Source organism: Bacillus massilinigeriensis, from assembly GCF_900111815.1.
GTDB classification, from domain to species: Bacteria; Bacillota; Bacilli; order Bacillales; family Cytobacillaceae; genus Mesobacillus_C; species Mesobacillus_C mediterraneensis.
In genome coordinates this window covers 826,780-840,523 of the sequence record NZ_LT630004.1, presented here as the reverse complement: position 1 = coordinate 840,523, position 13,744 = coordinate 826,780, and the positions used below count along the sequence as shown (strand labels likewise).

Genomic DNA, 13,744 nt, shown 5'->3' with positions numbered 1-13,744 from the left:
TTATGGTACTCCTTTTTCCTTCCGGGATGCTTGCATTAACTGCTCGGCAATACCCCCGTTTTTTCATATTTCTTAATCGCCTTCCTCAGATGTTCTTTGAACCCTTTGTCTACCTTCGGGCTGAACTTTCCCATCGAGATAACTCCATCCTTAAAATCAAACGAAAAATTTCCTGATTCCAGCTTACCTTCATTATACCTTTTTGCTGCAAGAAGATAAAGCTCGTCCACGTGTTGAACGGTGCTTGTAAGGACCATAGATTTGCCAAGATCAGATTGGTCAGATATGTAACCGATCACATAGAGACCCTTCTCCTTTGCTTTTTCAATAACAGGAACATTATATCCATCACCAGCAGGGTAGATTATGTCGGCACCATCGGAAATGGCATCTTCTAAAATTTCCATTGCTCTCTTGTCATCATCCCAATGCCCAACGTAGCGAATATCCACATCTGCTTCTGGACGTTCGTGGATAACACCCTCGTAAAATCCCTCCACTTCCGGCTGCCATTCATATGCAGCCAAAATGGATATCTTATTGCTCTTCGTACAATGGCCAGCAACCATTCCGCCAAAGAAACCCATAGCATATGCTTCGAAATTCAGGCTCGTTGTGTTGTCCATTTTTGCATCTCCATTAAAGCTGATAAAGTGCATATCAGGATATTTACTCGATAGCCGATTGAAATACTCTGCATATTCATTTCCATGGCCAAATACTAAATTGACCCCCTTTTTGTGGAAGTCCTCTACAGATTTTTCGACCTTGGCTAATGAATCCACACCTTCTTCATAAAAAACATCCGCATCAAAGTAGGAGTGGATTTTCAGAAGTCCATGGTATCCTTTCGTTCCCCATACTTGGTCATTAATTGTTTCAGGTACCAAGAGACCTACTTTGTCAATTTTCCCTTTTTGGAGTGGCTGGTCGCATCCAGAAATCAGCAGCATGCACAGTAAAATGAGAAAAATGCTCTTCCTACCCATTCTCCCCCTCCTTTGCAACTATTTTCTGTTCCTGTAATTTCTCTTATTTTACCTTTGCAAGCAAGGAAAAGAAAAGGCTTTCGCTTATTCTTTTCCTAGAAATGAACGGATTCGTGCATAATGTCGTGTTTGCGATGCTATTTTTTCTTTGAGATCACCCTCTTCCTTTACGGTAATTCGTTTGATTCCTCTTAAATGTCTTGGGCTATTTCTGCTATCTCCTATCTCTCCGCAAAAGTCTGTTTGGGGACTTTTGCAGCCGGACAACGATAGAATCACGTTATAACATTGGTACCAGGAATCAGGATTTCCGCTTTGGAGCAAATATTCCCCTTTCCCAAGCTTTATTAGTGCAATTAGATAGGGAACTGCATCATCAATATAAAGAGCATCTTCCGTGTCCTCCCGTTTTCCCAAAGAAGGGATACGATCAATACCAAGTTCAACACCCTTAATTAATTGTTGGAAACAATATTCTTCAGACTGCCACGGACCATACAATGTCGGAGTAAAAATCTTTTGATAGCCGATTGAATTCTGCTCAAGAAACGCTAGCAAGTGGCGAAAAACTGGCACCATTTCTTCCGGCTGGAAGAGCCACCTTCTCGGCACAATAAAAGACACACGAAAGTCCTCAGAAAGCTGAATCTCATTTGTCCGAAAGACGCTACTTATATCTATTTCCTCACCCCACTCCTCCATATACAAATCCAGGAGGGGTACGATCATTCTCGAATACCTTGTCTCCATAATTGCAGGTGAAAGTCCATCGCCCCATTCAGAAAAATTAGCATTTCGTCCGATTTCCATATTTTTCACTTCTATTTCAGCGCTAGATTTACCGCTATCATGAATTCCAAGTACTTCAACCCCATTTTCTAGCAATTGCTTACACAAACTAAATCCAATGAATCCATATGAATGATAAACAATTACACCTTCCATCCGAGCCCTCCGTCATAGGTATTGTCATGTTATCCTATGACGTATTTCTGATTTAAAGAATTTGTTCCTTGTTCTTCCAAAATCTTATTGCCTGATAAGGCAGCTGTGGTTTCTTTTCTGGTAGCATATAAATAATGGATACAGGCAACTTCTCTTTTCTCCACATTGCATCATATTCTCTCAGCAGCATAGATTGGCGGTATGCTCTGTTCCCGGATAAAACATGAATGATTTTAACAGGAACTGATACATCCTGCAAAGTAACTTCCTCATTCAAAATACTGTTATCAAACGTACTATCTGGCATTCCATAAGCCTTTCTCAGTTCTTTTAACAATTTTTTATGAAAAAATTTATGCTCTTTTTCTAGTTCTAAATGCTGGGTCAGGGACAGGATTGGGTTGATTAAGAGCAATGATCGGACATTTATCTTTCCTTCATGGATAAGTTTCAAGGCGGCAAGCGCTCCCATACCTTCAGCCAGAATGTGGATTTTATCATTCATGATTTCTGTGCGCATGATATAGGTATAAAGTTCTCGAGCCATATTGACTGAAGCATCACTTCCCCAGTTTTTTCCGTAAAAATTAGATGTGAAAACGGTATAGCCCTTCTCCCTGACTTTTTGCAGAAATATTCGTTTGCCTTCGTTTTGGGTCCAAAAACTACTTTCGCTGTCCACAAAATGCCTTTCGTCACCAATCAGCAGGACACCGAAACCATTTGGCCTGTCAGGGTAATGAACCACGCACCACTCGGTATCCAACTTGAAGTTCCGGGTCTCCATTTTCTTCGCTCCTTTGCACAGTTTGTTCATAATATTGTATGGGATACCGTTTAAAAGGAACGGGGATTTGCCTACACAAGCAAACCCATTTTATGAAGAAAGAAACCTTCACAAATTTTTTAAATTCATTTATTATTTTACAGCGTTATGATAAGATGAAAAAGATTCAATATACATTGAGGTGAAAATGAATGAAATATGTATGGACGTTTTTTTGGACATTCCTTCTCATCCAAATGCTCACTTATGTTTCAAGCTCAATGATCGGGGTTGGATATGATTTTAAAGAAGGAAGCATCCTTGCAGTAGGAGCGACTATCCTGATTTACATACTTCCTTTTATCATTCCGGAGGACTCTTCTGCATCGGGACACGCTTCCCACTGAAGACAATGAAAAAGCCATCCTAAAGATGGCTTTTTTCATTCTATCCGATTTTGACAGAGAAATGTTTTCCTTCCAGGTCGATGATCACTTTGTTACCGCTCCGGACACAGCCGGAAATAATTTCTTTTGCTACCATTGTCTCAATGTTCCTCTGAATATATCGCTTCAGTGGACGGGCTCCAAATACAGGGTCAAACCCGTTCTCGGCAATAAATTGTTTGGCTGCATCGCTGATCTCAATCGTGATTTGTTGGTCTTGAAGCCGCTTTTGGAGTTTTACCATCAGCTTTGTCACGATTTCTTTGATTTCCTTTAAACCCAGTGGTTTAAAGAGAATCAATTCATCAATCCTGTTTAAAAACTCCGGTCTGAAATGCTGATGTAATTGGCCTAACACCGTTTCCTTTATATCCTGGGATATTTCCTCTCCTTTATTTTCCAAAATAAAATGTGAGCCGATATTGGATGTCATTATAATGACCGTATTCTTACAGTCAACAGTCCTTCCCTGGGAGTCTGTAATCCTTCCATCGTCCAGCATCTGCAGAAGAATATTAAACACTTCAGGATGTGCCTTTTCCACTTCATCCAGCAGGATAACCGAATACGGCTTTCTCCTAATAGCTTCGGTTAACTGCCCGCCTTCCTCATACCCGACATATCCAGGAGGTGCCCCAATAAGTCTAGAAACAGCGTGTTTTTCCATGTATTCAGACATATCAATTCGAATGATATGATCCTCGCTGTCAAAAAGCGATTGGGCAAGCGTCTTCGCAAGCTCCGTTTTTCCTACGCCAGTTGGTCCCAAAAAAAGGAAAGAACCAATAGGTTTGTCAGGATCCTTGATTCCAGCCCTGGCCCTCAAAACCGCGTCAGCTACAAGGGTTACTGCTTCATCCTGGCCAACCACACGCTCATGAAGAATTGATTCCAAACGAAGGAGTTTCTCTCTTTCCCCTTCCACCAATTTAGTGACAGGGATTCCTGTCCAGCGTGCAACAATCGAGGCAATTTCTTCTTCTGTAACCTCCTCCCGAAGGAGTTTTTCTTCTCCGTCTCTTCCTGTTTCCTTTTCAAGTGCAGCAATCTCTTTTTCTAACGCAGGGATTGTTCCATGGCGAAGTTCTGCAGCTTTGTTCAAATCATACTCATTTTCGGCTTTTTCCAATTCCCTGCGATGCTTTTCTAATGCTTCCTTTTTATTCTGGATATGGTGAATTCCTTTTTTCTCTTTTTCCCATTTTGCTTTCATCGCTGCCGAAGTTTCCCTTAAATCTGTTAGTTCTTTCAAAAGGACCGAGAGCCTCTCTTTGCTTGCTTCATCTTTTTCTTTTTGAAGTGCGGCTTCCTCAATTTCCAATTGCATGACTCTTCTTGTCACTTCGTCGAGTTCAAAAGGCATGGAGTCTATTTCTGTCCGAATCATGGCACATGCTTCGTCGACAAGGTCAATCGCCTTATCCGGAAGAAATCTGTCCGTAATGTAACGATCTGAAAGAGTTGCTGCTGCAACTATTGCCCTGTCATGGATGTTGACACCATGGTGCACCTCAAACCTTTCCTTCAAACCGCGGAGGATGGAGATGGTATCGTCTACATTCGGTTCTTCCACTAATACTTGTTGAAAACGCCGCTCTAATGCAGGGTCTTTCTCAATATATTTCCGATGCTCATCCAGCGTGGTTGCTCCAATGCAATGGAGTTCTCCCCTTGCCAGCATCGGCTTCAGCATATTGCCTGCATCCATCGCACCTTCGGTTTTGCCTGCTCCTACAATCGTATGAATCTCATCGATAAATAGCAAAATCTTCCCTTCGCTTTTCTTTACTTCATGGAGCACTGCCTTCAAACGTTCTTCAAATTCCCCGCGAAACTTTGCGCCAGCAATCAGCGAACTCATATCCAGGGAGAAAATTGTTTTATCCTTCAATCCTTCTGGAACATCCCTTCGGACAATCCTTTGTGCAAGACCTTCAACAATCGCTGTCTTTCCGACGCCGGGCTCTCCAATCAAAACAGGATTATTTTTTGTCTTTCTCGATAGTATCCTGATGACATTTCTTATTTCGCCATCTCTTCCAATTACGGGATCCATCTTTCCGGATTTAGCTTCTTCGACAAGATCACGGCCATATTTTTTCAATACATCGTAGACAGCCTCTGGATTTTGCGTTGTCACCCGCTGATTCCCCCTTATCTCTTTGATTTCTTTTAGCAACAAGTCCCTAGTAATACGAGCATCACGGATGACCTTTCCTGCAGCAGAACTGCTCTCTGCTTCTAAAGCCAGCAAAATATGCTCGGCCGACAAGAATTCATCATGTAAGGTTTTCATTTCGGTTTCAGCCCGAATTAGCACCTTCTGCAATTGCGGGGTAATATATAGTCTCCCCTGTTCTGTTCCACTCGTGAAGACTTGAGTTTTCTTTTTCAATTCCCTCTCCAATTTGGAAAAAAACGAGGTGATGTTCTTGCCGGCCCTCTCCAGGATCAGCATTACAAGGCTGTCCTTCTGCCTTAGCAACGCTAGGAACAGATGAATATCATCGACCTCCTGGTGGCTGTTTGCCGCTGCTAACGATTGCGCTCCAGAAAAAGCCTCTTGCAGCTTTTCCGTCATCCCATTAAAATCCATGGTATCCCCCCATTTTGACTATTATTGACCTTAATTATCATTATAGTTGTTTTTGAAAAAGAGGAAAAGCCATCCGGTATGGATGGCTTATTACAAATTTTCACATATTATATTGTTTTTCATGGTTTCCGCTTGTATGTCCATATTCGATTATGGTTGGATGTATCAGGAAAAGTATCTCCTGTTTTTAATTTCACCTGCTTCGGCTCTGTCACCGTGCTCCCTGTTTCACCTATTTCTACATATATGCCATTATTTGGAGCTTTCTGTCCTGGCTTGAATTGATGGTTTTGTCCCATTGTCCATGCCCCCTTGAACTTTTAGTTGCAAACTTAGTGTTATCAAGGAAGCGAAGGATTATTAAAGGAATATTTTCCTTTTTATTCATAACCTAAAATTACGTATGCCTTTTGACTAGTTTGGTCCTGATCCTCTTCCAATATAGGTGTGGTTTCATCAAATAGACTAATTTATTGCTGCACGCAAGGAAAGATAAAAATAAAAAAGCGATAACAAAATGGATTCGTGAAAGTAATGAAACATTCCTAACCATATCAATATCAGGATGGAATTGTACCATGCTTAACAGCCAGCGCAATAACTTTGCTGGTTCGTTACCCATACCGGATTCTATCACCATTGCCAAACCAGTAATGCTGCTTAACAGAAGAAGAGCCCAGATGATATAGGATAAAAGCTTTTTCTTGAATCCCTTAACCGATTTTTCATTGCCTTCGTTTGTAATATCTAATTGCCAGATTAGGCTCATTGCAACAACTGCTGCTACCATATACGGAAAAACAACCCACAATAACACTAGACCGATATCCAAAACCTTCACCCCTGGCTATATGTTTGCAAAACTCACACAATACACATTTTAGCCTTGGCAACCATTCAGCACAGTGATATATGTCGCTAATATGTCAATAAATCGAACTTTTTTTGAAGCCATCTTTTTCGGAAGAAGCTATCATATCGGCCTACTGCCTTTTCTTCATGATGTGATTAACGATCCATTCACATCCTTGTGCTGAACCTGTAACAAAAACAGGATATCCATTAACACCTTCTTCGAGTGCACTGTCCATTACTAAGACTGAAGCAACATTCGTTAGTTCTTCAAGCAAAGGTAGATCATCCTTAGTTCTAATTAGGACTGTTTTCTCAAAATCAGCCTTTTTATAGCCTTCGATGAGAATCACATCTGGCTGCTGTGAAATGAGGAGTGTAAGTTGTTCTTCAAGACTCCATTTTTCCTTTTCAGCATGCAGGACTAAACGGCCGCCGCCTTCCACAAGAGAATAGATAGCCCCGGCCTTTATATGCCGGCCGGAATCCTTTTCGGACGCCACATCCGGCATTCCTCCATGACCATGATGTTTGATGACCGCTATCCTCATACCCCTCTCTTTTAGCGTTCTTACCAATGCGGAAATGACGGTTGTCTTACCGCTGTTTTGGTAACCGGCAATTTGGTAGATAACCGGTTTTACCATGGCCATTTACTTCCAACCTGATCTTCCAAGAGAAGTACATCGACTTGTGTTCCTTTTTCAAAGCCTCTCGATCCACCAGGTAGTATCATAAGCGAATTTGCTCCGGCAAGACTCATAATAATATTCGATTTATCCTTGCCGCTAGGCTTAACAACAAGCTTTCCAGAATCAATTCTCACGGAGCTTCTTACAAAACGGGTAAATGGGTTTGCTTTTGGAAAATCAGTTTCGAGCACCGCACTTTCTTTCCTCAGATGTGGCGTTTCACTGAAAAGCATTGTTCTGATAGCAGGTCTTGCGAATAGCTCGAACCCAACATAACAAGCAGAGGGATTCCCCGATAGACCAAAAAGCAGCTTGCCTCCCAGCTGGGCTACTGTCGTAACACTCCCCGGTCTCATCGCCACTTTGTTAAAAAGAACTTCTGCTTCAAGCTTCTTGTATATCTCCGGCAAGTAATCATAATCGCCGACTGAAACGCCTCCTGTGGTGATGAATAAGTCCACTTCCTCGATCGCTTCCTTTACCGCTTGGAAACATGTATCAAACTCATCACGAAGCTGTCCAAAATAACGGACATCGGCTCCTGCCCGTTTGATTTGAGCAGCAATCATATAAGAATTGCTGTTGCGGATCTTTCCAGGTTCAAGTTCATCGCCCACTCCCAAAAGCTCTGTTCCTGTTGCATACAGCCCAACTACCGGTTTACGAGCTACAGGAACGTTCGCATATCCAAAGGTAGCAAGCATTGCCTGTACCCCTGGATTAATGTATGTCCCTTTTTCAACTAGCACTTGACCCTTCTTTGCATCCTCCCCTTGATAGGAGACATTCTCGCCTTTTCTATGTACCCTCTTCACTGTCATTGTCGCATTATCGCCGTTTGCATCCGTCTTCGCAAGTTCTAGCATTACTACCGCATCAGAGCCTTCCGGCATCTGAGCTCCTGTCATGATTCTCACAGCCTGAAAAGGGCCGAGCTTTTTGGCTGATACCATTCCCGCTCCGATACTGTCTATCACCTTGAAAGATATTGGATTAGATTGAGAAGCAGTTGCTGTATCCTCTGCCCGTATGGCAAACCCATCATAAGGAGCTCTATCGAAATGCGGCACATCACTTGTTGCAACTAGATCCTCTGAGAGGTACCTGCCTGCGCTATCCATGATAGAGATATACTCCGTCTTGCCATTTTGATAATAATTCATCACCCTTTTAACGGCTTCCCCGATCTGTATCGGAATCCTTTTTTCAAGCATCCTTTCAACTCCTCTTCACGATATTTTTCATACGTATTCTTACACCTATAAGCGTATAGGAAACAGGCAGAGATGACAAACCTCACTAGGAATTTATTGTGACGGATTTGTCGTTTTTCATAGCACTCCAGAAAAAAGTCTTGCTACTGACTCTTTTATTTTTTGTCCAAATCCTCGTTTGTAATGCTCCACTGCTCCAATCTTATTGCTTTCCGTAATGTCCTCTTCAAAGTCGTCAACCAGGTCTTGTATGGAGGGGCATCCATATAAGAATACATTCACTTCAAAATTAAGATGGAAACTCCTCATATCCATGTTCGCGGTACCGACCGAGGCAAGATTTCCGTCCACTATAACTACTTTTTGATGTAAAAAACCTTTTTTGTAGGAGTATATTTCCACTCCATATCGAAGCAGCTCAGAGAAGTAAGATTCACTTGCATATTGCGTCAAGAAGCTGTCATTTTTTTCAGGTACAAGCACCCTAACTTGGATTCCTTTAGCTGCTGCGGTTCTTAACGCTGTTCTAATCGCTTCATCCGGAATAAAGTATGGCGTTGCAATCCAGATCGATTGCTTTGCACACGACATCAAGGTGAAATAGAGATCGCTCATAATTCCCTGCTGGGTATCTGGCCCGCTCGCCACAACCTGGATTGCACCATCCTGCAAATCGTCAGGAACAACGGATCTTTCCTTATCAGCGCGATGGCTTTCCATCACTTTCTCGCCGCTGACATACTCCCAATCGAGAAGAAAAACATTGTGAAGTGAATAGACAGCTTCACCTTCTAGAAGAAGATGAGTATCACGCCAATAACCGATATTCTCATCAAGTCCAAGATACTCCATCCCGACATTCAGCCCGCCAACGAATCCAACTTCTCCATCTATAATAATAATTTTACGGTGATTCCTGAAATTGAATTTTTGGTTAAAGAAACCATATTTTAGCGGAGAAAACGGGTAAACCCTTATCCCTGACTCTTCCATTTTTTTTGTGTCCTTTGAGTGGAACTTAAGACTTCCTGCTGCATCATAAATGAACAGCACTTCCACTCCTTCCTTCGCCTTAGAAATCAAGCGCTCTATCATTAATCTTCCAAGCCTGTCAGATCGAAATATATAATATTCGATATGGATAAAATTCTCTGCTTTTTCAATCCTGTCCATAATGTCAGCGAAAGTCTCTTCTCCATTGCGAAGTACTGTAGAACATGAGCCAATAGTGATTGGGGTAAGTGATGTATTTTTGGCAAACTTAGCGAAGCAGAGCTGATTATCTTTCAGGAAAGATAGGTCTGGCTCTACTTCCTTCCTCATCATTCTTTCCCATTCTGCCCTTGCCGACGACCGCTTGTTTTTGAAAAGGTACCCTTTCAAATATAGCTGACCTGAAAATAAATAAAACCCATAGCCAAGGACCGGGAAAAATATCAAAACATACATCCACACGAGTGTTTCATTAGGACTCCTGTTCTCGAGCAAAAGCGAAAAAATACTGAACAGGATAATTCCCGAATAAACACAGGAAAAAAACAGCTTCCATTCGAAGCTGAAATAGGTGAATAGCATAATATATAGGGAAAGCAATAATATTGGCACAAACATAAACTCTACTCTTCTTTTTAACATGGCAATCTCCATCTGAATTTAGTCATGATAATTTTCTTTAATGGTCTTTACCCTTTGGAGAGCCAGTTGGAAACATCAGAACGAAATGAAGCAAAAAGGTCCAGAGCTTTTTCGCCCAGGACCTTAGCCACCGATATAAGACATTTCAATTTTTTTCCTATTCGCGATTGTCTCTGCTGTTCTTTCATCAGAGTACCGATCTGAACGATGATTCCAAATAGAAATTATCCTATCCTTGATTTCTTCATCTTTCGCACCGTCCCGCATAAAATCACGAATGTCCAGTCCGTTTCCATTGAACAGGCAAGTGAAAATCTGTCCGTTCGCTGAAAGCCGCGCCCTTGTGCAGCTTGAACAAAATGACTCCGAAACAGAGGATATAAATCCTACATGAACATCGGATCCTTTATAGCGATAGCGGCGGGCAACCTCTCCAAAATAAGCTGGCTCTGTCTCTTCTAAATCGTATTCGCTATTCACAAGTTCAAAAATCGATTTCTTTGTCACAACATCATCCATTTTCCAACCATTTGTACTTCCAACATCCATGAACTCAATGAACCTGAGTTCAATTTCTTCCTTTTTACAAAAGCTTGCCATTGGAAGTATTTCTTGGTCATTTAAACCTTTTTTCACGACCATATTAATCTTCACGCCTAAACCTGCTTCTTTCGCTGCTTTGATTCCTTGTAATACAGGAGCAACGCCGACATTCCTGCCATTAATCTCTCCGAATAATTCATCATTGAGACTATCAAGGCTTACGTTTACCCTCTTTAGCCCAGCCTCTGCAAGCTGCCTTGCAAGCTTAGGAAGCAGAACTCCATTTGTTGTCAACGCAATATCAGAAAGCCCTTCAATGGAAGATAACATTTTAATCAGCACAGGCATATCTTTCCTTAACAGCGGCTCCCCGCCAGTCAATCGTATCTTTTCAACACCAAGCCTAACAAAAATGCGTGCAATCCGCTCAATCTCTTCATAACTAAGCAATTCTTCACGTGGGAGGAATTTAAAATCCGGACCGAAAATTTCAGCAGGCATGCAATACTTGCATCGGAAATTGCAACGGTCAATAACAGAAATACGCAAGTCACGAAGCGGCCTGTCCAATTTATCTTTGATATGTTTTTTTTCCACCAACATCAACTCCAATTAAAGAAGTTCGTTAACCTATATTGTAACAGTAATAAATGAGATATTCAGTTAATCTTCTCACACTTGATAAAAACATTTTCGTCTATCATACTATAGAAAAAGAAAAAAACTTTTACATTCAATCCTATACCCTAAAGTTTGCAAACTTGACATAAACACTACACATTTCTTTCGTAAAATCTTGAAGTCTTTTAAGTATCTTCCTTATTTTCCGTCTTATCTGTAACAAAAATGTGAACAGATTACTGTTTAAAAGTGACAAATTTTCAACAGAATCAAGACGCATCATAATTAACACTATGCTCATGTTAATATGTGAAAGAGTATTACTCCGAAGAAGGAGGATGAATATGACTTATAAAAATAAACCAACCCGATCCATTGAAATAAAAGAACTAATCCGTTTTTCCGATCGAACAATCCGCACCAAAAAAGGAAGCTATTTATTCCAAGAAGGAATGGAAGCGGAAGAACTTTATCTCATCCTTTCAGGAAAAATACAGATCAGCAAAGTGACAAAGGACGGGAGAGAGCTTGCCTTAAGAATTTGCGGAGAGAACGATTTATGTGGCGAATTAACATTGTTTACCGATTCCCCAAAATACTTACTGAGTGCACTTGCACTGGAAGATGGAGAAATTGTTGCAATCAAGAAAAGTGTGATTGAAAAAGAGATTCTTCACAACCCTTCTCTTGCATTTGAATTTATGAAATGGATGAGCGATCACTTTAGAAAAACTCAAACAAAGTTCCGAGACCTTGTTCTGAATGGAAAAAAAGGCGCCCTTTTTTCCACGCTGATTCGCATGACGAACAGTTATGGAGTAAAGAAAAAAGACGGCACCCTAATTGACCTTCCTCTCACAAATCAAGATCTGGCAAACTTTTGCGGGACTACCCGTGAAAGCACTAACCGGATTCTCAATGAACTGAAAAAAAATAAGATAATATCCATCAAAAAAAGCAAAATCACTGTCCATGATCTTCAATATTTGAAAGATGAAATAGGCTGTGAAAATTGCCCTGCTGTCTTTTGCAGCATCGAATAGGAAAAGGAAGGAATACTTTTTGTACTCCTTCCTTTTTCACGTCTTCTTAAAGCTTCATTTCTGCACTTTCCCTTTGATAGTAGTACCAGTTCAACCCAAATGAAACCACATATAATGCAATGAAGAAATAAAGCGCGTTAATCGGTGTCCCTGTATTCGCAGTACTCCAGCCGAACAGCTTAGGGATAAAAAAGGAGCCGTAAGCCGCAAAAGCTGCAGAAAATCCAAGTACCGGAGCTGCTTCTTTCGCAGGGAAAATATCCGGAATCATTTGAAAAGTGGAACCTGAACCAATTCCAGAAGCAATGAAAAGGAGCAGGAATGAAGCTAAAAAGCCTGCAAAATTCATTTCTTGTGAGAAGTATATGACGCAAAGCGCACCAATTGCCATGATAATAAACGTCATACAAGTAACTCTTGTACCGCCCCATTTATCAGAAATCCACCCTCCTACAGGGCGTGCAGCAGCTGCTAGGAAAGCTCCTAAGAAAGCTAACCCTATATGCTCTGGGAACAGCGACTTTAGCAATAGCGGGAAAGCTGCGGCATAACCGATAAAAGAACCGAAAGTAGCCACATACAATACTGTCATAATCCAAGTATGCTTTCTTTTTACGATGATAAATTGTTCCTGAACAGATTGTTTCGCTCCCGGAAGATTATCCATTCCGAAATAGGCAGCTATCGTTAAGATAATGATGGGAATGACCCAGACAAAGGCAGCATTTTGTAGCCAAATTTCTGTTCCATCTTTCATTATTTGCCCTTCACTGCTGCCGCCAATAAATGCAAACGTACTTGAGGCAATGACGAGAGGTGTAATAAACTGAACAACAGAAACTCCCATGTTTCCAAGGCCACCGTTTATTCCAAGAGCTGTCCCCTTCTCCCTTTTCGGAAAGAACATGCTGATATTAGCTGTGGAAGAAGAGAAATTACCGCCGCCAAGTCCACATAATGCGGCAAGAAGAGCCATTACCCAATAGGGAGTATCAGGATTTTGCACAGCAAAGCCGATTCCCAGCGCTGGGACTAAAAGGATTCCCGTGGAAAAAACTGTCCAATTCTTCCCTCCGAAAGCTCCTGTTCCAAACGTATAAAAGAACCTTAATGTTGCCCCGACAAGGCCTGGAAGTGCTGCGAGTGTAAACAATTGCTCCTGTGAAAAAGTAAATCCGATATCATTAAGCCGTATGGCGACAACCGACCAAATTTGCCAAATAATAAAAGCTATCATCAAAGACGGGACGGAGATCCAAAGATTTCGCTGTGCATGTTTCCTCCCCTCCGCTTCCCAAAACTTCGTATCCTCTGGATTCCAACTCATAATTCTGGGCATGATGTTTCCCCCTGATCTTATATTTTTTTAAAATGTTTTTTTAGGATTCCTTGTTGAAATCAT

Annotated in this window: 13 protein-coding genes; 2 read left to right on the top strand and 11 right to left on the bottom strand. The window is 41.4% G+C overall.

Annotated features, from left to right (window positions below; genetic code table 11):
• Window positions 1-35: 35 nt before the first annotated feature.
• The 3 genes from BQ5796_RS04515 to BQ5796_RS04505 all read right to left on the bottom strand — a co-directional run bounded on the left by BQ5796_RS04515 (window position 36) and on the right by BQ5796_RS04505 (window position 2,721).
• Window positions 36-989 (bottom strand): BMP family ABC transporter substrate-binding protein, encoded by a 954-nt coding sequence (locus BQ5796_RS04515; protein WP_071459139.1) that lies wholly within the window; start codon window positions 987-989, stop codon window positions 36-38.
• An 84-nt stretch (window positions 990-1,073) separates the two neighbouring features.
• Window positions 1,074-1,934, bottom strand: coding sequence for a hypothetical protein (locus BQ5796_RS04510; protein WP_071459138.1), 861 nt, complete (start codon window positions 1,932-1,934; stop codon window positions 1,074-1,076).
• 52 nt (window positions 1,935-1,986) lie between these two features.
• Entirely contained in the window at window positions 1,987-2,721 is a 735-nt protein-coding gene (locus BQ5796_RS04505) for a hydrolase (protein ID WP_071459137.1), read from the bottom strand.
• Window positions 2,722-2,912: 191 nt separating this feature from the next.
• Here BQ5796_RS04505 and BQ5796_RS04500 point away from each other — a divergent pair, with 191 nt between their 5' ends.
• Entirely contained in the window at window positions 2,913-3,107 is a 195-nt protein-coding gene (locus BQ5796_RS04500) for a YjzD family protein (protein WP_071459136.1), read from the top strand.
• Between the two features lie 40 nt (window positions 3,108-3,147).
• Here the strand turns inward: BQ5796_RS04500 and clpB are convergent, their stop codons facing one another.
• From clpB to moaA, 7 genes are all read right to left on the bottom strand, one after another.
• Window positions 3,148-5,742, bottom strand: a complete 2,595-nt coding sequence (gene clpB / locus BQ5796_RS04495) for an ATP-dependent chaperone ClpB (protein WP_071459135.1) — start codon at window positions 5,740-5,742, stop codon at window positions 3,148-3,150.
• Window positions 5,743-5,861: 119 nt separating this feature from the next.
• Window positions 5,862-6,041, bottom strand: coding sequence for a YjzC family protein (locus BQ5796_RS04490; RefSeq protein ID WP_071459134.1), 180 nt, complete (start codon window positions 6,039-6,041; stop codon window positions 5,862-5,864).
• 98 nt (window positions 6,042-6,139) lie between these two features.
• Window positions 6,140-6,574 (bottom strand): respiratory nitrate reductase subunit gamma, encoded by a 435-nt coding sequence (locus tag BQ5796_RS04485; protein ID WP_071459133.1) that lies wholly within the window; start codon window positions 6,572-6,574, stop codon window positions 6,140-6,142.
• 151 nt (window positions 6,575-6,725) lie between these two features.
• A complete protein-coding gene (mobB, locus tag BQ5796_RS04480) occupies window positions 6,726-7,247 on the bottom strand; it encodes a molybdopterin-guanine dinucleotide biosynthesis protein B (RefSeq protein WP_234969303.1) in 522 nt (173 codons plus the stop codon).
• Entirely contained in the window at window positions 7,235-8,500 is a 1,266-nt protein-coding gene (locus tag BQ5796_RS04475; protein WP_071459131.1) for a molybdopterin molybdotransferase MoeA, read from the bottom strand. The genes mobB and BQ5796_RS04475 overlap by 13 nt, the downstream gene beginning before the upstream one ends.
• 117 nt (window positions 8,501-8,617) lie before the next feature.
• Entirely contained in the window at window positions 8,618-10,135 is a 1,518-nt protein-coding gene (gene cls, locus BQ5796_RS04470) for a cardiolipin synthase (RefSeq protein WP_071459130.1), read from the bottom strand.
• Window positions 10,136-10,258: 123 nt separating this feature from the next.
• Window positions 10,259-11,281: a GTP 3',8-cyclase MoaA gene (moaA, locus tag BQ5796_RS04465; protein WP_200792863.1), complete on the bottom strand. Its 1,023-nt coding sequence runs from the start codon at window positions 11,279-11,281 to the stop codon at window positions 10,259-10,261.
• Window positions 11,282-11,643: 362 nt separating this feature from the next.
• Between moaA and BQ5796_RS04460 the strand changes: the two genes are divergently transcribed.
• Complete coding sequence (locus BQ5796_RS04460) at window positions 11,644-12,342, top strand: Crp/Fnr family transcriptional regulator (RefSeq protein WP_097677975.1); 699 nt, start codon at window positions 11,644-11,646, stop codon at window positions 12,340-12,342.
• Window positions 12,343-12,388: 46 nt separating this feature from the next.
• Here the strand turns inward: BQ5796_RS04460 and BQ5796_RS04455 are convergent, their stop codons facing one another.
• On the bottom strand, window positions 12,389-13,681 hold the full coding sequence (locus BQ5796_RS04455; RefSeq protein ID WP_071459127.1) for an MFS transporter: 1,293 nt from the start codon (window positions 13,679-13,681) through the stop codon (window positions 12,389-12,391).
• Between the last annotated feature and the right edge of the window lie 63 nt (window positions 13,682-13,744).

What these genes read in the sequence shown, in the direction of transcription:
- BQ5796_RS04515 (WP_071459139.1), bottom strand. Translation starts at nt 989, where the DNA reads ATGGGTAGGAAGAGCATTTTTCTCATTTTACTGTGCATGCTGCTGATT.
- BQ5796_RS04510 (WP_071459138.1), bottom strand. Translation starts at nt 1,934, where the DNA reads ATGGAAGGTGTAATTGTTTATCATTCATATGGATTCATTGGATTTAGT.
- BQ5796_RS04505 (WP_071459137.1), bottom strand. Translation starts at nt 2,721, where the DNA reads ATGGAGACCCGGAACTTCAAGTTGGATACCGAGTGGTGCGTGGTTCAT.
- BQ5796_RS04500 (WP_071459136.1), top strand. Translation starts at nt 2,913, where the DNA reads ATGAAATATGTATGGACGTTTTTTTGGACATTCCTTCTCATCCAAATG.
- clpB (WP_071459135.1), bottom strand. Translation starts at nt 5,742, where the DNA reads ATGGATTTTAATGGGATGACGGAAAAGCTGCAAGAGGCTTTTTCTGGA.
- BQ5796_RS04490 (WP_071459134.1), bottom strand. Translation starts at nt 6,041, where the DNA reads ATGGGACAAAACCATCAATTCAAGCCAGGACAGAAAGCTCCAAATAAT.
- mobB (WP_234969303.1), bottom strand. Translation starts at nt 7,247, where the DNA reads ATGGCCATGGTAAAACCGGTTATCTACCAAATTGCCGGTTACCAAAAC.
- BQ5796_RS04475 (WP_071459131.1), bottom strand. Translation starts at nt 8,500, where the DNA reads ATGCTTGAAAAAAGGATTCCGATACAGATCGGGGAAGCCGTTAAAAGG.
- cls (WP_071459130.1), bottom strand. Translation starts at nt 10,135, where the DNA reads ATGTTAAAAAGAAGAGTAGAGTTTATGTTTGTGCCAATATTATTGCTT.
- moaA (WP_200792863.1), bottom strand. Translation starts at nt 11,281, where the DNA reads ATGTTGGTGGAAAAAAAACATATCAAAGATAAATTGGACAGGCCGCTT.
- BQ5796_RS04460 (WP_097677975.1), top strand. Translation starts at nt 11,644, where the DNA reads ATGACTTATAAAAATAAACCAACCCGATCCATTGAAATAAAAGAACTA.
- BQ5796_RS04455 (WP_071459127.1), bottom strand. Translation starts at nt 13,681, where the DNA reads ATGCCCAGAATTATGAGTTGGAATCCAGAGGATACGAAGTTTTGGGAA.